Origin of the sequence: Pseudomonas sp. Mn2068 (assembly GCF_049319725.1) — a bacterium.
GTDB classification, from domain to species: Bacteria; Pseudomonadota; Gammaproteobacteria; order Pseudomonadales; family Pseudomonadaceae; genus Aquipseudomonas; species Aquipseudomonas gingeri.
Map to the genome: position 1 here is coordinate 205818 of NZ_JBMOUG010000007.1, position 20871 is coordinate 226688.

Consider the following 20871-nt stretch of genomic DNA (forward strand, 5'->3'; position numbering starts at 1 on the left):
CGTCATGAATGCACGCAAGCTGATTCCCCTGCTGATCTACATTCTGTTCCTGCTGGTGCCGATCTACTGGCTGCTGAACATGTCGTTCAAGAGCAATACCGAGATCCTCGGCGGGCTGACCCTGTTTCCGCAGGATTTCACCCTGGCGAACTATCGGGTGATCTTCACCGATCCCAGCTGGTACAGCGGCTACATCAACTCGTTGTACTACGTCAGCCTCAACACGGTGATTTCCCTCACGGTGGCGCTGCCGGCGGCCTACGCGTTCTCACGCTACCGGTTTCTCGGCGACAAGCACCTGTTCTTCTGGCTGCTGACCAACCGCATGGCGCCGCCGGCGGTGTTCCTGCTGCCGTTCTTCCAGCTGTACTCGTCCATCGGCCTGTTCGACACGCCGATTGCCGTGGCCCTGGCCCATTGCCTGTTCAACGTGCCGCTGGCGGTCTGGATCCTGGAGGGCTTCATGTCCAGCGTGCCGAAGGAAATCGATGAAACCGCCTATATCGACGGCTACAGCTTTCCCAAGTTCTTCGTGAAGATCTTCGTTCCGCTGATTGGTTCGGGGATCGGCGTGACGGCATTTTTCTGCTTCATGTTTTCCTGGGTCGAGTTGTTGCTGGCGCGCACCCTGACGTCGGTCAACGCCAAGCCCATCGCGGCGGTGATGACCCGCACGGTGTCGGCCTCGGGGATCGATTGGGGGGTACTGGCGGCGGCGGGGGTGTTGACTATCCTGCCTGGCGTGCTGGTGATCTGGTTTGTTCGTAACCATGTGGTCAAGGGCTTTGCCCTCGGCCGGGTCTGAGGAGTCGCATGATGGATTGGATGGCCTGGACTCCACTGACCGCCGCTTTCTTCGGGGCTATCGCGCTGCTGCTGATCGGCATGACGGTCTGGGAGCTGCGTTCACCCTGTATCGAACGACGGGGTTTTCTGCCGATCACCACCAGTCGTGGCGATCGTTTGTTTATCGGGCTCCTGGGCAGCGCCTACCTGCATCTGCTGGTAATCGGTGTCACCGACTGGAGCCTGTGGATCGGGTCGTTGCTGGCCCTGGTATGGCTGTTGGTGGTGATGCGCTGGGGTTAGCCGGCAAGCACGGCGACTGATCCCGGATCTCTTGGGAAGCGAGCTACGTGGGAATCATCTGGAGGTGTCTATGTTCTATAAAAACAATAAGCTTCGACATAGCGTGACGTTGGCTTCGATGCTGGCGCTCAGTGGCTTGAGCGCGACAGCCTGGGCGGATGCCTACGAAGACGCGGCAAAAAAATGGATTGGCGCGGAGTTCAAGCCCTCGACCCTGACCCCCGAGCAGCAGCTCGCGGAGCTGGAGTGGTTTATCAAGGCTGCCGAGCCCTTTCGCGGGATGGATATCAAGGTGGTCTCGGAAACCCTGACCACTCACGAATATGAGTCCAAGACCCTGGCCAAGGCCTTTACCGAAATCACCGGGATCAAGGTGACCCACGACCTGCTGCAGGAAGGCGATGTGATCGAGAAGATCCAGACCCAGATGCAGTCGGACAAGAATATCTATGATGGCTGGGTCAACGACTCCGACCTGATCGGTACGCACTTCCGCTATGGCAAGGCGCAGTCCCTCGACGAGCTGATGGCCAGCGATGCTGGCAAGAAGGTCACTTCGCCGACCCTGGACATCAAGGACTTCATCGGCCTGTCCTTTACCACCGCTCCGGACGGCAAGGTCTACCAGCTACCCGACCAGCAGTTCGCCAACCTCTACTGGTTCCGGGCCGACTGGTTCGAGCGCGCGGACCTGAAGGCCAAGTTCAAGGCCAAGTACGGCTATGAGCTGGGGGTGCCGGTCAACTGGTCGGCCTATGAGGACATTGCCAAGTTCTTCAGCGAGGACGTCAAGGAGATCGACGGCAAGCGCGTCTATGGCCACATGGACTACGGCAAGAAGGATCCGTCCCTCGGCTGGCGCTTCACCGATGCCTGGTTCTCCATGGCCGGCGGCGGCGACAAGGGCCTGCCCAACGGCTTGCCGGTGGACGAGTGGGGGATCCGGGTGGAGAACTGCCATCCGGTAGGGTCGAGCATCACCCGCGGCGGCGATACCAACGGCCCGGCAGCGGTCTTCGCCACCCAGAAATACATCGACTGGCTCAAGGCCTATGCACCACCCGAGGCGGCGGGCATGACCTTCTCCGAATCCGGCCCGGTGCCGTCGCAAGGCAATATTGCCCAGCAGATCTTCTGGTATACCGCGTTCACCGCCGACATGACCAAGCCGGGATTGCCGGTGATGAATGCCGACGGCACGCCCAAGTGGCGCATGGCACCGTCACCCAAGGGGCCCTACTGGAAGGAAGGCATGAAGCTGGGTTATCAGGACGTCGGTTCCTGGACCTTCCTTTATTCGACGCCTGAGAAACAGCGGCTGGCGGCCTGGCTCTACGCGCAGTTCGTGACCTCGAAAACCGTGTCCCTGAAGAAAACCATCGTTGGCCTGACGCCGATTCGCGAGTCGGACATCAATTCCCAGGCCATGACCGAGATGGCGCCGAAGCTGGGCGGCCTGGTGGAGTTCTACCGCAGCCCGGCGCGGGTACAGTGGACGCCGACCGGTACCAACGTGCCGGATTATCCGAAGCTGGCGCAGTTGTGGTGGAGCCATGTGGCCGAAGCCGTGACCGGCGAGAAGACCGCGCAGCAGGCGCTGGATGGCCTGGCCAAGGATCAGGATGCGATCCTGACCCGGCTTGAGCGTTCCAAGGCGCAGGAGAAGAGCGGTTGCGCGCCGAAGATGAACCCGGAAACCACGGCCGAGGAGTGGTACAAGAAGGGTGAGGCCGCCGGTGGCGCCGCACCGCAGCGCAAGCTGGCCAACGAGAAACCCAAGGGCGAGACCATCAACTACAACGAGCTGCTGAAAAGCTGGGCGGCTGCCCGCAAGTAATCCGGGGGCTGTAAAACGACAAAGGCACCCGAGGGTGCCTTTGTCGTTGATGACGGCTGGCCGTCAGGCATGCAGCGACTCGGCTGCATACAGGGTGTTTTCCAGCAGGCAGGCGCGGGTCATCGGGCCGACGCCGCCCGGTACCGGCGTGATCCAGCCGGCGCGGGGCAGGGCGGTGTCATACACCACGTCGCCGACCAGCTTGCCGTCTTCCTGGCGGTTGATGCCCACGTCGATGACGATGGCGCCTTCCTTGATCCACTCGCCCTTGACCAGTCCCGGCTTGCCGGCGGCGACTACCACCAGGTCGGCACGGCCGACGTGGCCGGCGAGGTCCTTGGTGAAGCGGTGGGTCACGGTCACGGTACAGCCGGCCAGCAGCAGCTCCATGGCCATTGGCCGGCCGACGATGTTCGACGCACCGACAATCACCGCATCCATCCCGTAGAGGTCGGCCCCGGTGCTTTCCAGCAGGGCCATGATGCCTTTCGGCGTGCAGGGGCGCAGCAGCGGGATGCGTTGGGCCAGGCGACCGACGTTATAGGGATGGAAACCATCCACGTCCTTGTCCGGGCGGATGCGCTCCAGCAGCTTTGAAGCATCCAGGTGGGCCGGCAGGGGCAGTTGCAGCAGCACGCCGTCGATGCTCGGATCGTCATTCAGGCGATCGATCAGCTCGGTCAGTGCCTGTTGGGTGGTTTCGCTGGGCAGGTCATAGGCCTGGGAAATGAAGCCGACTTCCTCACAGTCCTTGCGCTTGTGCGAGACATAAACCTGGGAGGCAGGATCGCTGCCGACCAGAATCACTGCGAGGCCTGGCGTACGCAGGCCCTGCTGGCGACGCTCGGCGACACGTTGGGCGATCTGCTGGCGCAGGCGGGCGGCGATCGCTTTGCCGTCGATTAGTTGTGCAGTCATGACGCGTGATTAACCATCGAAAGGGGTTGAAAAAGAGTGCGCATTCTCGCATGCCATGGCCCAAGGGCAAAGGCGCTTGGTCTGGTTATTCCCCTAACTCCTTTATATTTCTGAATTTTTTTCAAAAAAGAGTTGACGACCCTCAGGCTCACCTATAACATTCGTCGCACTTGTCGGGCACAGCCTAGCACTGGTTGAGAAGGTCGAGCAGAGTTGATGTCTAGCTCAGCAAGATTGAAGCTCTTAGTTTGTAGTCGTAATAGAATACAGATTAATAAGGCGCCCGTAGCTCAGCTGGATAGAGCATCCGCCTTCTAAGCGGATGGTCGCAGGTTCGAGTCCTGCCGGGTGCGCCATTAGGCAGCTTTGGCACAAGTAACGCAATATGGTGGGCGTAGCTCAGTTGGTAGAGCACAGGATTGTGACTCCTGTTGTCGTGGGTTCGATCCCCATCGTCCACCCCATATTCGAATAAAGACGCCAGATTAATCATCTGGCGTCTTTGCTTTAAAAGTTTGACCCGCGGACGTGGTGGAATTGGTAGACACACTGGATTTAGGTTCCAGCGCCGCGAGGCGTAAGAGTTCGAGTCTCTTCGTCCGCACCAATTAGCTTGAAATAAAAAACGGCGCAGCACCTGAAAAGGGCTGCGCCGTTTTTGTTTCCGGCTCCGGCAGATCCAGGAGTGCCGCCGGTTCGGGGCGGGTAGGGTGGCGGTCTTTGCCGTCACTCTATTGTTGCTGGGTGATACCGGTTCAACCTTCGGTCTGTTTGGCGGACCGATCGTCGGGGCGTCGGTCGAACGATCCTTCTATATATAGAGGGGCCGGCCGAGGCTCTGCGACGCGAGTGAATGCGTGTTGTCGGACAGGCTGCCAACAGCCTGTTCCGGCGAATAATTGCCTGCTGTTTTTTACCCGTTTTCAGTAGGGTGACTTCTTGAGTATGACCCACTAGAATGCATGCCCTTGCTTCTGAGGTCGGAAACGGCCGGCTAACGTCTGTGCAACGAGGAATATCCATGCAAGTTTCTGTTGAAAATACATCGGCTCTTGAGCGCCGCATGAGCATCACCGTGCCAGCTGAGCGCATCGAGACCCAGGTCAACAAGCGTCTGCAGCAGACTGCCCAAAAGGCCAAGATTGCAGGCTTCCGTCCTGGCAAGGTGCCAATGAGCGTGATCCGTCAGCGTTATGAAGCTGATGCACGTCAAGAAGCGGTAGGCGACGTGATCCAGGCTTCCTTCTATGAAGCCGTGGTCGAGCAGAAGCTGAACCCTGCTGGCCAGCCTTCGGTAGAGCCGAAAGTGCTGGAAAAAGGCAAGGATCTGGAATACGTCGCGACTTTCGAAGTGTTCCCTGAATTTACCGTTGCCGGTTTCGAGTCCATCGCCGTCGAGCGCCTGAGCGCTGAAGTGGCTGATGCCGACCTGGACAACATGCTGGAAATCCTGCGCAAGCAGAACACCCGTTTCGAAGTGGCCGAGCGTGCCGCCCAGAACGAAGACCAGCTGAACATCGATTTCGTTGGCAAGGTCGACGGCGAAGCGTTCGCTGGCGGTTCCGCCAAGGGCACCCAGCTGGTGCTGGGTTCCAACCGCATGATCCCGGGCTTCGAAGATGGTCTGGTCGGTGCCAAGGCGGGTGAAGAACGCGTTCTGAACCTGACTTTCCCGGCTGACTACCAGAACCTGGACCTGGCGGGCAAAACCGCCGAGTTCACCGTGACCGTGAACAGCGTTTCCGCACCGACCCTGCCTGAGCTGAACGAGGCGTTCTTCGCCCAGTTCGGTATCAAGGAAAGCGGTCTGGAAGGCTTCCGCGCCGAAGTTCGCAAGAACATGGAGCGCGAGCTGCGTCAGGCGATCAAGTCCAAGGTCAAGAACCAGGTAATGGACGGTCTGCTGGCCGCCAACCCGATCGAAGTGCCCAAGGCGCTGCTGGACAACGAAGTCAACCGTCTGCGCGTGCAGGCTGTTCAGCAGTTCGGCGGCAACATCAAGCCTGACCAACTGCCGGCCGAGCTGTTCGAAGAACAAGCCAAGCGCCGTGTCGTGCTGGGTCTGATCGTGGCTGAAGTGGTCAAGCAATTCGACCTCAAGCCAGACGAAACCCGCGTTCGCGAACTGATCCAGGAAATGGCTTCGGCCTACCAGGAACCCGAGCAGGTTGTGTCCTGGTACTACAAGAACGACCAGCAGCTGAACGAAGTTCGTTCGGTTGTGCTGGAAGAACAAGTTGTGGATACTGTTCTGCAGAAGGCGAATGTGACCGATAAATCGGTCTCCTACGAAGAAGCAGTCAAGCCGGTGGAAGCTCCACAAGCCGACTGATTTTCTGACTCGTTGGAAAATACACACCATAAGCCAGCCTCGTGCTGGCTTATGCGTATTCGAGACATGACTATTTGGGAGTGACTGCAGAGCATGTTCCGTAATTCCTATATTCAGCAGAACTCTGATATCCAGGCCGCAGGCGGCCTGGTCCCGATGGTTGTCGAGCAGTCCGCTCGTGGCGAGCGCGCCTATGACATCTACTCGCGTCTTCTCAAGGAGCGGGTGATTTTCCTGGTGGGCCCGGTAGAGGACTACATGGCCAACCTGATCTGTGCGCAATTGCTGTTCCTTGAAGCGGAAAATCCGGACAAGGACATCCATCTGTACATCAACTCCCCGGGCGGTTCGGTGACGGCTGGCATGTCGATCTACGACACCATGCAGTTCATCAAGCCAAACGTGTCGACCACCTGTATCGGTCAGGCATGCAGCATGGGCGCGTTCCTGTTGACCGCCGGTGCCGAAGGCAAGCGTTTCTGCCTGCCGAACTCGCGCGTGATGATTCACCAGCCACTGGGCGGTTTCCAGGGCCAGGCGTCGGATATCGAAATCCACGCCAAGGAAATCCTCTTCATTCGCGAACGCCTCAACACGCTGATGGCCAAGCACAGCGGACGTACTCTTGAAGAAATCGAGCGCGATACCAACCGCGACAACTTCATGAGTGCAGAAGCTGCGAAGGCATATGGCCTGATCGATGAAGTGATCACCCAGCGCCCCGCTTAAAATAAGCAGCTCAAAATAGGGGTGGTCGGCAGGTCCGATCACCGGCGGGCTTGAAAAAGCCCGCAATAGCCTTCATCTTGTGTTGCAAGCCTATCGGATTTGGATCGAACGAATGACTGACACCCGCAACGGCGAGGACAACGGCAAGCTGCTCTATTGCTCCTTCTGTGGCAAAAGCCAGCATGAAGTACGCAAATTGATTGCCGGCCCCTCGGTCTTTATCTGCGACGAGTGCGTCGACTTGTGCAACGACATCATCCGTGAGGAGGTGCAGGAAGCACAGGCCGAAAGCAGCGCGCATAAATTGCCTTCGCCTAAAGAAATCAGCGGCATCCTTGATCAGTATGTGATTGGTCAGGAGCGTGCGAAAAAGGTTCTCGCGGTAGCGGTCTACAACCACTACAAGCGTCTGAACCAGCGTGACAAGAAAAATGACGACGTCGAGCTCGGCAAGAGCAACATCCTGCTGATCGGTCCGACCGGCTCGGGTAAGACCCTGCTGGCTGAAACCCTGGCGCGTCTGCTGAATGTGCCGTTCACCATCGCCGATGCAACCACCCTTACCGAGGCGGGTTACGTGGGCGAGGACGTGGAAAACATCATTCAGAAACTGCTGCAGAAGTGCGATTACGACGTGGAAAAGGCCCAGATGGGCATTGTCTACATCGACGAAATCGACAAGATTTCCCGCAAGTCCGACAACCCTTCGATTACCCGGGATGTTTCCGGCGAAGGCGTGCAGCAGGCCTTGCTGAAGTTGATCGAGGGCACGGTCGCTTCCGTTCCGCCACAAGGCGGTCGCAAGCACCCTCAGCAGGAGTTCCTGCAGGTCGACACCCGTAACATCCTGTTTATCTGTGGTGGTGCGTTCTCCGGCCTGGAAAAGGTCATCCAGAACCGTTCGACCAAGGGCGGCATCGGCTTCAACGCCGAAGTTCGCAGCAAGGAAGAAGGCAAGAAGGTCGGTGAATCCCTGCGTGAGGTCGAACCTGACGATCTGGTCAAGTTCGGTCTGATTCCGGAATTCGTCGGTCGCCTGCCGGTCCTGGCGACGCTGGACGAGCTGGATGAAGCTGCATTGATGCAGATCCTCACCGAGCCGAAGAACGCGTTGACCAAGCAGTACGCCAAGTTGTTCGAAATGGAAGGCGTTGACCTCGAGTTCCGTACCGATGCGCTGAAATCCGTGGCCAAGCGTGCCCTGGAGCGCAAGACCGGTGCCCGTGGCCTGCGTTCGATCCTCGAAGGCGTCTTGCTCGACACCATGTACGAAATCCCCTCGCAGTCCGAGGTGAGTAAAGTGGTGATCGACGAAAGCGTCATAGAAGGCAAGTCCAAGCCGCTGTATATCTATGAAAACAGCGAGCCGACGGCCAAGGCCGCACCTGACGCGTAAGCGTCCGAGCGTGTGACCCGGAAAAAGGGGGCCTTCGGGCCCCCTTTGCTTTTCCAGGCCCTTTTGCTTTTCCTGACAGGGTGCTTGTTTTTTTCCGAGGCAGCCCCCATCTTGGTTTCAAGCTTACTTCCATCTGTTTACGGCCTTATGGCCGCCGTAGAGGCGAAATCATGAAGACAACCATCGAATTGCCTCTCCTGCCATTGCGTGATGTCGTGGTGTATCCGCACATGGTTATCCCGCTGTTCGTGGGGCGCGAGAAGTCTATCGAAGCCCTCGAGGCCGCGATGACGGGCGACAAGCAGATCCTGCTGCTGGCCCAACGTAATCCTGCCGATGATGACCCGGGCGAAGATGCACTGTATCGAGTCGGTACCGTGGCCACTGTCCTGCAATTGCTCAAGCTGCCGGACGGTACCGTCAAGGTCCTGGTGGAAGGCGAGCAGCGCGGCACCGTCGAGCGTTTCAGCGAAGTCGATGGCCATTGCCGTGCGGAAGTGGCGCTGATCGAAGAGACCGAAGCCCCGGACCGCGAGTCCGAAGTCTTCGTGCGCAGCCTGTTGTCGCAGTTCGAGCAGTACGTGCAACTGGGCAAGAAGGTGCCGGCCGAGGTCCTGTCCTCGTTGAACAGCATCGATGAGCCAAGCCGCCTGGTCGATACCATGGCCGCCCACATGGCGCTGAAGATCGAGCAGAAACAGGAAATTCTTGAAATCGTCGAGCTGCCGGCCCGTGTCGAACACGTCCTGGCACTGCTGGACGCTGAAATCGACCTGCTGCAGGTGGAAAAACGCATCCGTGGCCGCGTCAAGAAGCAAATGGAGCGCAGCCAGCGCGAGTACTACCTGAATGAGCAGATGAAGGCCATTCAGAAAGAGCTGGGCGATGGCGACGAGGGCCACAATGAAATCGAAGAGCTGAAAAAGCGTATCGATGCCGCCGGCCTGCCGAAAGACGCCCTGACCAAGGCCCAGGCCGAGCTGAACAAGCTCAAGCAGATGTCGCCGATGTCGGCCGAAGCCACCGTTGTGCGTTCCTACCTCGACTGGCTGGTGCAGGTGCCCTGGAAGACCCAGAGCAAGGTGCGCCTGGACCTCAAACGGGCCGAGGACATCCTCGATGCCGACCATTATGGCCTGGATGAGGTCAAGGAACGGATTCTCGAATACCTCGCCGTGCAGAAGCGCGTGAAGAAGATTCGTGGCCCGGTGTTGTGCCTGGTCGGTCCTCCCGGGGTCGGTAAAACCTCCCTGGCGGAGTCGATTGCCCACGCAACCAACCGTAAATTCGTACGCATGGCCCTCGGTGGCGTGCGTGACGAGGCGGAAATCCGTGGTCATCGCCGGACTTATATCGGTTCGATGCCAGGAAGATTGATACAAAAGATGACAAAGGTGGGTGTGCGCAACCCGTTGTTCCTGCTCGATGAAATCGACAAGATGGGCAGCGACATGCGTGGCGATCCGGCCTCGGCCCTGCTGGAGGTCCTGGACCCCGAGCAGAACCACAATTTCAACGATCATTACCTGGAAGTCGACTACGACCTGTCCGACGTGATGTTCCTCTGCACCTCCAACTCGATGAATATTCCGCCGGCGCTGCTGGACCGGATGGAAGTGATCCGCCTGCCGGGCTACACCGAGGACGAGAAGATCAATATCGCCACCAAGTACCTGTCGCCCAAGCAGATTCAGGCCAACGGCCTGAAGAAGGGCGAGCTGGAATTCGAGGTCGAGGCGATCCGCGACATCATCCGTTACTACACCCGCGAAGCCGGTGTACGTGGGCTGGAGCGGCAGATTGCCAAGGTCTGCCGCAAGGCGGTGAAGGAGCATGCGCTGGAAAAACGCTTCGCGGTGACGGTGACTTCCGACCTGCTGGAGCACTTCCTGGGCGTGCGCAAATTCCGCTACGGCCTGGCCGAACAGCAGGATCAGATCGGTCAGGTGACCGGCCTGGCCTGGACCCAGGTGGGCGGCGAACTGCTGACCATCGAGGCGGCCGTGGTGCCGGGCAAGGGCCAGTTGATCAAGACCGGTTCCCTGGGCGATGTCATGGTCGAGTCGATCACCGCGGCCCTCACCGTGGTGCGCAGCCGGGCCAAGAGCCTGGGCATCCCGCTGGACTTCCATGAGAAGCGCGACACCCATATCCATATGCCGGAAGGGGCCACGCCGAAAGACGGTCCTAGCGCGGGCGTGGGAATGTGTACGGCCCTGGTGTCAGCCTTGACGGGGATCCCTGTGCGTGCGGATGTTGCCATGACCGGCGAAATCACCCTGCGGGGTCAGGTGCTTGCGATTGGTGGCTTGAAGGAAAAACTGCTCGCGGCTCACCGTGGCGGGATCAAGATTGTGATCATTCCGGAAGAGAATGTGCGCGATCTGAAGGAAATTCCTGACAATATCAAGCAGGATCTTCAGATTAAACCAGTTAAATGGATTGACGAGGTCCTGCAAATTGCGCTGCAATACGCGCCGGAGCCCTTGCCAGATGTGGTTCCGGAGATCGTCGCGAAGGATGAGAAACGCGATTCGGATTCCAAGGAAAGAATCAGTACCCATTAGTAGAGATCTTGCCTGGGTGGGCTTCCTTGACAGCTTTTTAGAGCCCTTGTTATAAAGCGGCTCTTAAGTGTCTAGGCCATTCAGCACCTGTTTTAGCTTTCACCAAAAAACTTAGAAACATACTCAATAGATATAAGGGGACTTAGAGTGAACAAGTCGGAACTGATTGATGCTATCGCTGCATCTGCTGATATCCCGAAAGCCGCTGCTGGCCGTGCGCTGGACGCAGTAATCGAATCCGTCACTGGCGCTCTGAAGGCTGGCGACTCCGTTGTACTGGTTGGTTTCGGTACTTTCTCTGTTACCGATCGTCCTGCTCGCATTGGTCGTAACCCACAGACCGGTAAGACGCTGGAAATCGCTGCAGCTAAAAAACCAGGTTTCAAAGCCGGTAAAGCACTGAAAGAAGCGGTCAACTAAGTTTCTTTCAAGCCTTTGCCTATCCGGGTCGGGTTCACTCCTGACTTGGCAGCGGAGCGGTAAAGCGGTCGGGCAGACCTTTCAGGGTAGCGCCGTCCTGTCATGCCGAGGGTCGCAGGTTCGATCTTCGTCCGCTCCGCCAGTTACGAGAAGGCGCATCCTCGGATGCGCCTTTCTTCTATCCGGATTCTACCCACGCTCCACGGTTGCCTATTTTGAAGTTCAACCGTTTCTGGGGGACGCATGCTGCAAAATATCAGGGACAATTCACAAGGCTGGATTGCCAAGACCATTATCGGGGTCATCGTCGCATTGATGGCGCTGACCGGTTTCGATGCCATTTTCCGGGCTACCTCCACCAGTCAGGACGCGGCCAAGGTCAATGGTGAGGAAATCACCCAGAACGAGCTGAGCCAGGCGGTCGACATGCAACGCCGCCAGCTGATGCAACAGCTGGGCAAGGATTTCGACGCGTCGCTGCTGGATGAAAAGATGCTGCGCGAATCCGCCCTCAAGGGGCTGATCGATCGCAAGCTGTTGCTGCAAGGCGCCGAGAAATCGAAATTCGCTTTCTCCGAAGCCGCGCTGGACCAGGTCATTCTGCTGACGCCTGAATTCCAGGTGGACGGCAAGTTCAGTGCCGATCGTTTCGATCAGGTGATTCGCCAGTTGGGCTACAGCCGTATGCAGTTCCGCCAGATGCTGGCCCAGGAAATGCTGATCGGCCAGGTGCGCGCCGGTCTGGCCGGCAGTGGTTTCGTGACCGATGCCCAGGTCCTGGCCTTTGCCCGCCTGGAGAAGCAGACCCGTGACTTCTCTTCCTTGAGCATCAAGTCCGACCCGTCCGCCGTGAAACTGACCGATGACGAGGTCAAGGCTTACTACGATAAGCACGCCAAGGAATTCATGACCCCGGATCAGGTGGTGGTGGATTACCTGGAACTGAAGAAGTCTTCCTTCTTCGATCAGGTCAGCGTCAAGGACGAAGACCTGCAAGCCTTGTATCAGAAAGAGACGGCCAACCTGTCCGAGCAACGTCGGGCGGCGCATATCCTGATCGAAGTGAACGACAAGGTCACCGACGCCCAGGCCAAGGCCAAGATCGAAGAGATCCAGCAGCGTCTGGCCAAGGGTGAGAATTTTGCCGCCCTGGCGAAGGAGTTCTCCCAGGACCCGGGTTCGGCCAGCAATGGCGGTGACCTCGGTTTCGCCGGTCCTGGTGTCTACGACCCAGCCTTCGAGAAAGCGCTGTATGCGTTGAACAAGGACCAGGTTTCGACTCCGGTGCGCAGCGAGTTCGGTTATCACCTGATCAAGCTGCTGGGTGTCGAGGCGCCTGAAGTGCCGACCTTCGCCAGCCTGAAGGACAAGTTGACCCGCGAGCTGAAGGCCCAGCAGGTCGAGCAGCGTTTCGTCGAGGCGACCAAGCAACTGGAAGACTCTTCGTTCGAAGCCTCCGATCTGGCCCAGCCGGCCCAGGACCTGAACCTGAAGGTACAGACCTCCGCTCCGTTCGGTCGTGAAGGCGGCGAAGGCCTGGCGGCCAATCGTGCCGTGGTGACTGCCGCGTTCAGCCCGGAAGTTCTCGACGAGGGTGCCAACAGCACCGCCATCGACCTGGATCCGGACACGGTCGTCGTCCTGCGTGCCAAAGAGCACCGCAAGCCTGAGCAACTGCCGCTGGAAAGCGTTGATGCGAGCATCCGCAAGCAACTGACCAAGGAGCACGCCACCGCGGCTGCCAAGGTCAAGGCTGACGAGCTGATTGCCAGCCTGCGTGATGGCAAGGCCCTGCCGGCCGGGCTGTCCTGGAAGGTCCAGGAAGCGGCGACCCGTGGTCAGGAGGGTGTCGATCCGGCCGTGCTGCAGGCGCTGTTCCGCATGCCGAAGCCTGAAGCCAAGGACAAGCCGACCTTCAACACCGTGACCCTGGCTGATGGCAGCCTGGTGATCGTGCGCCTGAACGGCGTGAACGAAGGTGCTGCGCCGACCGATCAGGAGAAAGCCTCGTACCGTCGCTTCCTCGCTTCGCGTATCGGTCAGCAGGACTTCGCCGCGTATCGCAAGCAACTCGAAGGCCAGGCGGACATCAAGCGCTTCTGAAGCCATTGATACCGTTCAGCCACAAACAAGAAGGCCGCTCAATCGAGCGGCCTTCCTGTTTTCGTGCTCCAGGGTACGGAGCGATCAGGGGGTGACCGGCTCGGGGACGAGGAACGCCGCCTCCAGCAGCTTTTTCGTATAGGGATGCTGCGGCGCGGCAAAGATCTCCTGCGCCGCCCCTTGTTCGACCACCTGGCCATGCTTGACCACCATCAACTGATGGCTCAGCGCCTTGACCACCGCCAGGTCGTGGCTGATAAACAGGTAGGTCAGGTTGTACTTGACCTGCAGCGAGCGCAGCAGTTCGACCACCTGGCGCTGTACGGTGCGGTCGAGGGCCGAGGTCGGTTCATCCAGGAGGATCAGCGCCGGCTTGAGCACCAGGGCCCGGGCGATGGCGATCCGTTGCCGTTGTCCGCCGGAGAACTCGTGGGGATATCGGTGCCGGGTCTGCGGGTCGAGGCCGACTTCCTTCAGCGCGGCAATGATCGCCTGTTCCTGCTCGGCCGGTGTGCCGATCTTATGGATACGCAGGCCTTCGCCAACGATCTCGCTGACACACATGCGCGGGCTGAGGCTGCCGAACGGGTCCTGGAACACCACCTGCATTTCCCGCCGCAGAGGTCGCACCTGCTGCTGGGACAGGCAGCTCAACGACTGGCCTTCGAAGCGGATATCGCCTTTGCTGCCGATCAGCCGCAGAATCGCCAGGCCCAGGGTCGACTTGCCCGAGCCGCTTTCCCCGACGATGCCGAGGGTCTGGCCCTGGGGCAGGCTGAAGTTGATGCCGTCCACCGCCTTGACATGGTCCACGGTGCTGCGCAGCAGGCCTTTCTTGATCGGGAACCAGACCTTCAGGTCCTCGACTTCCAGCAAGGGCGCGCCGGCCTCGTTCGCCGCCGGTTCGCCGCGTGGCTCGGCGCTCAGCAATTCGCAGGTGTAGGGATGTTGCGGCTTGCAGAACAGTTCCTCGCAGCCCGCCTGTTCGACGATACGCCCGTTCTGCATCACACAGACCCGATGGGCGATCCGCCGCACCAGGTTGAGGTCGTGGCTGATCAGCAGCAGTGCCATGCCCAGTCGCGCCTGCAGTTCCTTGAGCAAATCGAGGATCTTCAGTTGCACGGTGACGTCCAGCGCCGTGGTCGGTTCGTCGGCGATCAGCAGTTCCGGTTCATTGGCCAGCGCCATGGCGATCATCACGCGCTGGCGCTGACCGCCGGAGAGCTCGTGTGGCAGCGCCTTGAGGCGTTTGTGCGGCTCGGGTATGCCTACCAGCTCCAACAGCTCCAGGGTGCGTCGTGTGGCCACCTTGCCGGTCAATCCCTTGTGGATGCCGAGCACTTCATTGATCTGCTTCTCGATGGAGTGCAGCGGGTTCAACGAAGTCATCGGTTCCTGGAAGATCATCGCGATGCGGTTGCCGCGAATATGCCGCAGGGTTTTCTCCTTGAGGGCCAGCAGATTCTGTCCCGAATACTGGATGGTCCCGCTCGGATGGTGCGCCAGCGGATAGGGCAGCAGGCGCAGGATCGAGTGGGCGGTGACCGATTTGCCCGAACCGCTCTCGCCGACCAGGGCCAGGGTCTCGCCGCGGCGGATATCGAAGCTGACGCCTTCGACCACGCGCTGGCGGTGTTCGCCGACGACAAATTCCACCGCGAGGTCGCGCACTTCGATCAGATTGTCCTGATTCATGTTATTTCCTCGGGTCGAAGGCATCGCGAGCGGACTCGCCGATAAATACCAGCAGGCTCAGCATGATCGCCAGGACGGCAAAGGCACTGATGCCCAGCCATGGCGCCTGCAGGTTGGACTTGCCCTGGGCCACCAGTTCGCCAAGCGACGGGGCTCCCGGCGGCAGGCCGAAGCCGAGGAAGTCCAGGGCGGTCAGGGTGCCAATGGCGCCGGTGAGGATGAACGGCATGAAGGTCATGGTCGAGACCATGGCGTTGGGCAGGATATGCCGGAACATGATCGCGATGTTCTGCATGCCCAGGGCCCGGGCCGCGCGCACATATTCCAGGTTGCGGCCCCGAAGGAACTCAGCGCGGACCACGTCCACCAGGCTCATCCATGAAAACAGCAGCATGATCCCCAGCAGCCACCAGAAGTTCGGCTGGACGAAGCTGGCGAGGATGATCAGCAGGTAGAGCACCGGCAGGCCGGACCAGATCTCCAGGAAGCGCTGGCCGGCGAGGTCGACCCAACCGCCATAGAAACCCTGCAGGGCGCCGGCGATCACCCCGATGATCGAACTGAGGATCGTCAGTGTCAGGGCGAACAGGACCGAGATGCGGAAGCCGTAGATCACCCGGGCCAGCACGTCGCGGCCCTGGTCGTCGGTCCCCAGCAGGTTGTCCGCCGAGGGCGGGGCGGGTGCCGGCACCTTCAGGTCGTAGTTGATGCTCTGGTAGCTGAACGGGATCGGTGCCCAGACCACCCAGGCATCCTTGGCCTTCATCAGTTCGCGGATATACGGGCTCTTGTAGTTGGCCTCCAGCGGGAATTCGCCACCGAAGGTGGTTTCCGGGTAGCGCTTGAGGGCCGGGAAATACCAGGCGCCGTCGTAGTGCACCACCAGCGGCTTGTCGTTGGCGATCAACTCGGCACCGAGGCTCACGCCGAACAGGATCAGGAAGAGCCACAAGGACCACCAGCCGCGCTTGTTGGCCTTGAAACGCTCGAAGCGTCGGCGATTGAGGGGGGATAACTTCATCTCAATGCTCCCGGTGTTCGAAGTCGATGCGTGGGTCGACCAGGGTGTAGGTCAGGTCGCCGATCAGTTTCACTACCAGGCCCAGCAGGGTGAAGATGAACAGGGTGCCGAAGACCACCGGGTAATCGCGGTTGATCGCCGCCTCGAAGCTCATCAGGCCGAGGCCGTCGAGGGAAAAGATCACCTCCACCAGCAACGAGCCGGTGAAGAAGATGCCGATGAAGGCCGAGGGGAAACCGGCGATCACCAGCAGCATCGCGTTGCGGAACACGTGGCCGTAGAGCACCCGGCGTTGCGTCAGGCCCTTGGCCTTGGCGGTGACCACGTACTGCTTGTTGATCTCGTCGAGGAAGCTGTTCTTGGTCAGCAGGGTCATGGTCGCGAAGTTGCCGATCACCAGCGCGGTGACAGGCAGTGCCAGGTGCCAGAAGTAGTCGAGGATCTTGCCGCCCATGCTCAGTTGATCGAAGTTGTTCGAGGTCAGCCCGCGCAGGGGAAACCAGTCCAGGTAACTGCCGCCGGCAAACACCACGATCAGCAGGATGGCGAACAGGAACGCCGGGATGGCATAACCGACGATGATCGCCGAACTGGTCCAGACATCGAAATGACTGCCGTGGCGGGTGGCCTTGGCGATCCCCAGCGGGATCGAGACCAGGTACATGATCAGGGTGCTCCACAACCCCAGGGAGATCGACACCGGCATCTTTTCCCGGATCAGGTCGATGACTTTGGCGTCGCGAAAGAAACTGTCGCCGAAGTCCAGGGTCGCGTAGTTCTTGACCATGATCCACAAGCGTTCCGGCGCCGACTTGTCGAAGCCGTACATGTGCTCGATTTCCTTCACCAGCGCCGGATCCAGGCCCTGGGCACCGCGATAGCTGGAACCGGCCACCGAGACCTCCGAGCCGCCGCCGGCGATCCGGCTGGTGGCGCCCTCGAAGCCTTCGAGCTTGGCGATCATCTGTTCCACCGGACCACCGGGGGCCGCCTGGATGATCACGAAGTTGATCAGCAGGATGCCGAACAGAGTCGGGATGATCAGCAACAGTCGCCGAAAAATATAGGCCAGCATCTTATTGCTCCGCGCTTGTGCTGTTGGTTTTTTCCAGCGATACCGCCGGCTTGGCGTCCGGCTTGATCCACCAGGTGGACGTACCGACATCGTAGGTCGGCGAGACTTTCGGGTGGCCGATATGATCCCAGTAGGCCACGCGCCAGGTCTTGATGTGCCAGTTCGGGATCACGTAGTAACCCCATTGCAGCACGCGGTCCAGTGCCCTGGCGTGGTCCACCAGGCTCTGCCGGGAGTCGGCGTTGATCAGTTGTTCCACCAGGGTATCCACCGCCGGGTCCTTGAGGCCCATGGTGTTGCGGCTGCCGGGCTTGTCGGCGCTGGCGGACATCCAGAACTCGCGCTGTTCGTTACCCGGCGAGCTGGATTGCGGGAAGCTGCCGACCACCATGTCGAAATCCCGCGAACGCAGGCGGTTGATGTACTGGGACACGTCGACCCGGCGAATCACCAGGTCGATGCCCAGGTCGGCGAGGTTGCGCTTGAACGGCAACAGGACCCGCTCGAACTCGGTCTGGGCCAGCAGGAACTCGATGCTCACCGGCTTGCCGCTGGTGTCGACCATCTTGTCGTCGACGATATGCCAGCCGGCCTCCAGCAGCAGTTGGTAGGCGCGACGTTGCTGGTTGCGGATCATCCCGCTGCCGTCACACAGCGGCGGTTGGAAAGCCTCGTCGAACACCTGCTCGGGGATCTTGCCGCGCAGGGGCTCGAGAATCGCCAGTTGGGCCTTGTCCGGCAGACCGGTGGCCGCCATTTCCGAGTTCTCGAAATAACTGCGGGTGCGGGTATAGGCGCCATTGAACAGCTGCTTGTTGCTCCACTCGAAGTCGAACAGCAGGCTCAGGGCATGACGTACGCGGATATCCTGGAACATCGGTTTGCGCAGGTTGTAGACAAAACCCTGCATGCCTGTCGGGTTGCCGTTGGGGATCTGCTCCTTGATCAGCCGTCCCTGGGCCACGGCAGGGGTGTTATAGGCATTGGCCCAGTTCTTCGCACTCATCTCCAGCCAGTAGTCGAACTGCCCGGCCTTCAGGGCTTCGAGGGCGACGCTGTTGTCGCGGTAGTAATCGGTGGTCATCACGTCGAAGTTGTAGAACCCTCGATTGATCGGCAGGTCCTTGGCCCAGTAGTCCTTCACCCGTTCGTACCGTACCGAGCGCCCGGCCTTGACCTCGGCGACCTTGTACGGACCGCTGCCGAGGGGGAATTCCAGATTGCCCTTGGTGAAGTCGCGGGTGGCCCACCAGTGCTTGGGCAGTACCGGCAACTGGCCAAGGATCAGCGGCAGTTCGCGGTTGTTGGTGTGCTTGAACTTGAACAGCACCCGCAGCGGGTCTTCCGCGATCGCTTCGTCGACATCCGCGTAGTAGGCGCGGTAGAGCGGGGCGCCATCCTTGATCAGGGTCTGGAAACTGAACACCACGTCGTCGGCGCGCATGGGATGGCCGTCATGGAAGCGGGCCTCGGGGCGCAGGTAGAAGCGCACCCAGCTGTTGTCCGGGGCTTTTTCGATCTTTTCGGCGACCAGCCCGTATTCGGTGAAGGGCTCGTCCATGCCCTGGCGGGCCAGGGTGTCGTAGATCAGGCCGATATCGTCGGCCGGCACGCCCTTGCTGATAAAGGGGTTGAGGCTGTCGAATCCACCGGAGGCCGACTGGCGGAAGGTGCCGCCCTTGGGCGCATCCGGATTGACGAAATCGACATGCTTGAAGTTGGCGGGGTATTTCGGCGGCTCGTCATAGAGCGTCAGGGCGTGTTGCGGGGCGGCGCTGGCGAAGCCGACCATCCCGGTCAGCAACAGGCCGCTGGCGGACAGCAGCAGGGCACGCAAAGGCATCATTGGGCTTTCTCCGAAGCTTTCATCCACCAGGCGCTCAGGCCCAGGGTGTACGGCGGCGTGGTGACGAAGGCGAACCGATTGCGGTAGGCCAGGCGATGATAGTTGAGGTACCAGTTGGGAATCATGTAGTGCTGCCACAGCAGTACCCGGTCAAGGGCGCGCCCCGCGGCCAGCTGTTCGTCCCGCGAGCGGGCCGCCAGCAGGGCTTCGAGCAGGCGGTCGACCACCGGGTTGGCGACGCCTGCGTAATTCTTGCTGCCCTTGATGGCGGCCTGGCTGGAGTGGAAGTACTGCCATTGTTCAAGGCCCGGGCTGAGGGTCTGGTCGAGGGTCATCAGGATCATGTCGAAGTCGAACTGATCGAGACGCTGTTTGTACTGGGCACGATCCACTGTTCTCAGGTGGGCGTCTACACCGATGCTGGCGAGGTTTTCGACATAGGGCTGGAGAATCCGCTCCAGGTTCGGGTTGACCAGCAGGATCTCGAAGCGCAGCGGCTGCCCGGCGCTGTTCAGCAGGCGCTGGCCGTCGAGCTTCCAGCCGGCCTCCTTCAGCAGGGCCAGGGCCTGGCGCATGGTCTCGCGGGGGATGCCGCGACCGTCGGTCCGGGGCAGGCTGAATGGCTGGCTGAACAGACCGGCGGGCAGTTGATCGCGGTACGGCGAGAGCAACAGCCATTCCTGCCCGACCGGCAGGCCGGTGGCGGAAAACTCGCTGTTGGGGTAGTAGCTCATGGCGCGCTGGTAGGCGCCGCTGAACAGGGTGCGGTTGGTCCACTCGAAGTCGAACATCAGGCCCATGGCTTCGCGCACCTTGTCGGCGGCAAAGGTGCTGCGGCGGCTGTTCATGAACAGGCCCTGGGTCTGGGTCGGGATCTGGTGGGCAATCCGGGCCTTGATCACCTCGCCGCGGGCGACCGCGGGAAAGTTGTAGCCCGTGTTCCAGTTCTTCGCCTGGTGCTCGATGTAGATATCGAACTCGCCGGCCTTGAAGGCTTCGAAGGCGACGTCGCTGTCACGATAGAACTCGACTTCGACGCGGTCGAAGTTGTACTTGCCGCGATTGACCGGCAGGTTCTCGCCCCACCAGTTCTTCACCCGCTCGAACACCAGCTGCCGTCCGGGCTGGACCCGGGTGATACGGTAGGGGCCGCTGCCCAGCGGTGGCTCGAAGGTCGTCGCCTTGAAGTCGCGACCCTGCCAGTAGTGCTGTGGCAGCACCGGCAGTTCGCCCAGGCGCAGGATCAGCAGCGGGTTGCCCGAACGCTTGAAGACAAAGCGGATCCGCTGCGGCCCGAGCACATCCACCCGGGAAACCTCCTGCAGGCTGGTGCGGTACTGGGGGTGACCCTCCTTGAGCAGCAGGCGGTAGGAAAAGGCGACGTCATAGGCGGTGATCGGCGTGCCGTCGTGAAAGCGCGCTTCGGGACGCAGGTTGAACACCACCCAGCTGCGATCTTCGCTGTACTCCACCGATTGTGCGATCAAGCCGTAGCTGGAGGTCGGCTCGTCGCCCGAGGGGGCATACTGGCCGGTTCCGACCATCAGGGTTTCGTTCAGCTCGTTGACGCCATACTGCAGGAAGTTCGCGGTCGAGACCGGACTGGTGCCCTTGAAGGTGTAGGGGTTGAGCGTGTCGAAGGTACCGAAGGCCATGACCCGCAAGGTGCCACCCTTGGGCGCATCGGGATTGACCCAATCGAAATGGGTGAACCTGGCGGGGTACTTGAGCGTGCCGAACTGCGCATAACCGTGGCTTTCGCTGATCGTCGCGCTTGCGGGAGAGCTCAAGGCCAGGCTGATGAAGATCAGGAGGAGGGGACGCATCAAGTCAGAGATCC

15 protein-coding genes and 3 tRNA genes are annotated in these 20871 nt (G+C 60.2%); 12 read left to right on the forward strand and 6 right to left on the reverse strand.

Going from position 1 to position 20871, the window contains the following annotated elements; translation table 11 throughout:
* Positions 1-4 precede the first annotated feature (4 nt).
* The 3 genes from ACL9RJ_RS17855 (at position 5) to ACL9RJ_RS17865 (ending at position 2926) form a co-directional block, all read left to right on the forward strand.
* The gene (locus ACL9RJ_RS17855) at positions 5-805 is read left to right on the forward strand and encodes a carbohydrate ABC transporter permease (protein ID WP_017129555.1); all 801 of its coding nucleotides are present in this window, start codon (positions 5-7) and stop codon (positions 803-805) included.
* Between the two features lie 11 nt (positions 806-816).
* Positions 817-1089, forward strand: coding sequence for a DUF2160 domain-containing protein (locus ACL9RJ_RS17860; protein ID WP_017129554.1), 273 nt, complete (start codon positions 817-819; stop codon positions 1087-1089).
* Positions 1090-1159: 70 nt separating this feature from the next.
* On the forward strand, positions 1160-2926 hold the full coding sequence (locus tag ACL9RJ_RS17865) for an ABC transporter substrate-binding protein (protein ID WP_017129553.1): 1767 nt from the start codon (positions 1160-1162) through the stop codon (positions 2924-2926).
* Between the two features lie 63 nt (positions 2927-2989).
* On the opposite strand, the gene folD is transcribed toward ACL9RJ_RS17865, so the two are convergent.
* Entirely contained in the window at positions 2990-3844 is an 855-nt protein-coding gene (gene folD, locus ACL9RJ_RS17870; protein ID WP_017129552.1) for a bifunctional methylenetetrahydrofolate dehydrogenase/methenyltetrahydrofolate cyclohydrolase FolD, read from the reverse strand.
* 279 nt (positions 3845-4123) lie between these two features.
* Here folD and ACL9RJ_RS17875 point away from each other — a divergent pair.
* The 9 genes from ACL9RJ_RS17875 (at position 4124) to ACL9RJ_RS17915 (ending at position 13391) form a co-directional block, all read left to right on the forward strand.
* Positions 4124-4200, forward strand: a tRNA-Arg gene (locus ACL9RJ_RS17875).
* A 32-nt stretch (positions 4201-4232) separates the two neighbouring features.
* A tRNA-His gene (locus ACL9RJ_RS17880) sits at positions 4233-4308 on the forward strand.
* 58 nt (positions 4309-4366) lie between these two features.
* Positions 4367-4451 (forward strand) — tRNA-Leu (locus ACL9RJ_RS17885).
* A gap of 414 nt (positions 4452-4865) precedes the next feature.
* The gene (tig, locus tag ACL9RJ_RS17890) at positions 4866-6176 is read left to right on the forward strand and encodes a trigger factor (protein WP_103032735.1); all 1311 of its coding nucleotides are present in this window, start codon (positions 4866-4868) and stop codon (positions 6174-6176) included.
* A 93-nt stretch (positions 6177-6269) separates the two neighbouring features.
* The gene (gene clpP / locus ACL9RJ_RS17895) at positions 6270-6905 is read left to right on the forward strand and encodes an ATP-dependent Clp endopeptidase proteolytic subunit ClpP (protein ID WP_017129550.1); all 636 of its coding nucleotides are present in this window, start codon (positions 6270-6272) and stop codon (positions 6903-6905) included.
* 112 nt (positions 6906-7017) lie between these two features.
* Positions 7018-8301, forward strand: coding sequence for an ATP-dependent Clp protease ATP-binding subunit ClpX (clpX, locus tag ACL9RJ_RS17900; protein WP_008048848.1), 1284 nt, complete (start codon positions 7018-7020; stop codon positions 8299-8301).
* A 170-nt stretch (positions 8302-8471) separates the two neighbouring features.
* Positions 8472-10868, forward strand: a complete 2397-nt coding sequence (lon, locus tag ACL9RJ_RS17905) for an endopeptidase La (RefSeq protein WP_017129549.1) — start codon at positions 8472-8474, stop codon at positions 10866-10868.
* Between the two features lie 147 nt (positions 10869-11015).
* A complete protein-coding gene (locus ACL9RJ_RS17910; protein ID WP_002552737.1) occupies positions 11016-11288 on the forward strand; it encodes an HU family DNA-binding protein in 273 nt (90 codons plus the stop codon).
* A 243-nt stretch (positions 11289-11531) separates the two neighbouring features.
* On the forward strand, positions 11532-13391 hold the full coding sequence (locus ACL9RJ_RS17915; RefSeq protein WP_177107602.1) for a SurA N-terminal domain-containing protein: 1860 nt from the start codon (positions 11532-11534) through the stop codon (positions 13389-13391).
* A gap of 84 nt (positions 13392-13475) precedes the next feature.
* On the opposite strand, the gene ACL9RJ_RS17920 is transcribed toward ACL9RJ_RS17915, so the two are convergent.
* Genes ACL9RJ_RS17920 through ACL9RJ_RS17940 form a run of 5 tightly spaced genes read right to left on the reverse strand, consistent with a single transcriptional unit; the run spans position 13476 to position 20857 of the window.
* Positions 13476-15089 carry an ABC transporter ATP-binding protein gene (locus ACL9RJ_RS17920; RefSeq protein ID WP_017129547.1) on the reverse strand — a complete coding sequence of 538 codons (1614 nt, stop codon included), beginning with the start codon at positions 15087-15089 and terminating at the stop codon, positions 13476-13478.
* Position 15090: 1 nt separating this feature from the next.
* Positions 15091-16110, reverse strand: coding sequence for an ABC transporter permease (locus tag ACL9RJ_RS17925; RefSeq protein ID WP_017129546.1), 1020 nt, complete (start codon positions 16108-16110; stop codon positions 15091-15093).
* A 1-nt stretch (position 16111) separates the two neighbouring features.
* A complete protein-coding gene (locus tag ACL9RJ_RS17930) occupies positions 16112-17185 on the reverse strand; it encodes a microcin C ABC transporter permease YejB (protein WP_017129545.1) in 1074 nt (357 codons plus the stop codon).
* A 1-nt stretch (position 17186) separates the two neighbouring features.
* On the reverse strand, positions 17187-19031 hold the full coding sequence (locus ACL9RJ_RS17935) for an extracellular solute-binding protein (protein WP_017129544.1): 1845 nt from the start codon (positions 19029-19031) through the stop codon (positions 17187-17189).
* Positions 19028-20857, reverse strand: a complete 1830-nt coding sequence (locus ACL9RJ_RS17940; RefSeq protein ID WP_017129543.1) for an extracellular solute-binding protein — start codon at positions 20855-20857, stop codon at positions 19028-19030. Before ACL9RJ_RS17940 ends, ACL9RJ_RS17935 begins: the two co-directional genes overlap by 4 nt.
* Positions 20858-20871 lie beyond the last annotated feature (14 nt).

What these genes read in the sequence shown, in the direction of transcription:
- ACL9RJ_RS17855 (WP_017129555.1), top strand. Translation starts at nt 5, where the DNA reads ATGAATGCACGCAAGCTGATTCCCCTGCTGATCTACATTCTGTTCCTG.
- ACL9RJ_RS17860 (WP_017129554.1), top strand. Translation starts at nt 817, where the DNA reads ATGGATTGGATGGCCTGGACTCCACTGACCGCCGCTTTCTTCGGGGCT.
- ACL9RJ_RS17865 (WP_017129553.1), top strand. Translation starts at nt 1,160, where the DNA reads ATGTTCTATAAAAACAATAAGCTTCGACATAGCGTGACGTTGGCTTCG.
- folD (WP_017129552.1), bottom strand. Translation starts at nt 3,844, where the DNA reads ATGACTGCACAACTAATCGACGGCAAAGCGATCGCCGCCCGCCTGCGC.
- tig (WP_103032735.1), top strand. Translation starts at nt 4,866, where the DNA reads ATGCAAGTTTCTGTTGAAAATACATCGGCTCTTGAGCGCCGCATGAGC.
- clpP (WP_017129550.1), top strand. Translation starts at nt 6,270, where the DNA reads ATGTTCCGTAATTCCTATATTCAGCAGAACTCTGATATCCAGGCCGCA.
- clpX (WP_008048848.1), top strand. Translation starts at nt 7,018, where the DNA reads ATGACTGACACCCGCAACGGCGAGGACAACGGCAAGCTGCTCTATTGC.
- lon (WP_017129549.1), top strand. Translation starts at nt 8,472, where the DNA reads ATGAAGACAACCATCGAATTGCCTCTCCTGCCATTGCGTGATGTCGTG.
- ACL9RJ_RS17915 (WP_177107602.1), top strand. Translation starts at nt 11,532, where the DNA reads ATGCTGCAAAATATCAGGGACAATTCACAAGGCTGGATTGCCAAGACC.
- ACL9RJ_RS17920 (WP_017129547.1), bottom strand. Translation starts at nt 15,089, where the DNA reads ATGAATCAGGACAATCTGATCGAAGTGCGCGACCTCGCGGTGGAATTT.
- ACL9RJ_RS17925 (WP_017129546.1), bottom strand. Translation starts at nt 16,110, where the DNA reads ATGAAGTTATCCCCCCTCAATCGCCGACGCTTCGAGCGTTTCAAGGCC.
- ACL9RJ_RS17930 (WP_017129545.1), bottom strand. Translation starts at nt 17,185, where the DNA reads ATGCTGGCCTATATTTTTCGGCGACTGTTGCTGATCATCCCGACTCTG.
- ACL9RJ_RS17935 (WP_017129544.1), bottom strand. Translation starts at nt 19,031, where the DNA reads ATGATGCCTTTGCGTGCCCTGCTGCTGTCCGCCAGCGGCCTGTTGCTG.
- ACL9RJ_RS17940 (WP_017129543.1), bottom strand. Translation starts at nt 20,857, where the DNA reads ATGCGTCCCCTCCTCCTGATCTTCATCAGCCTGGCCTTGAGCTCTCCC.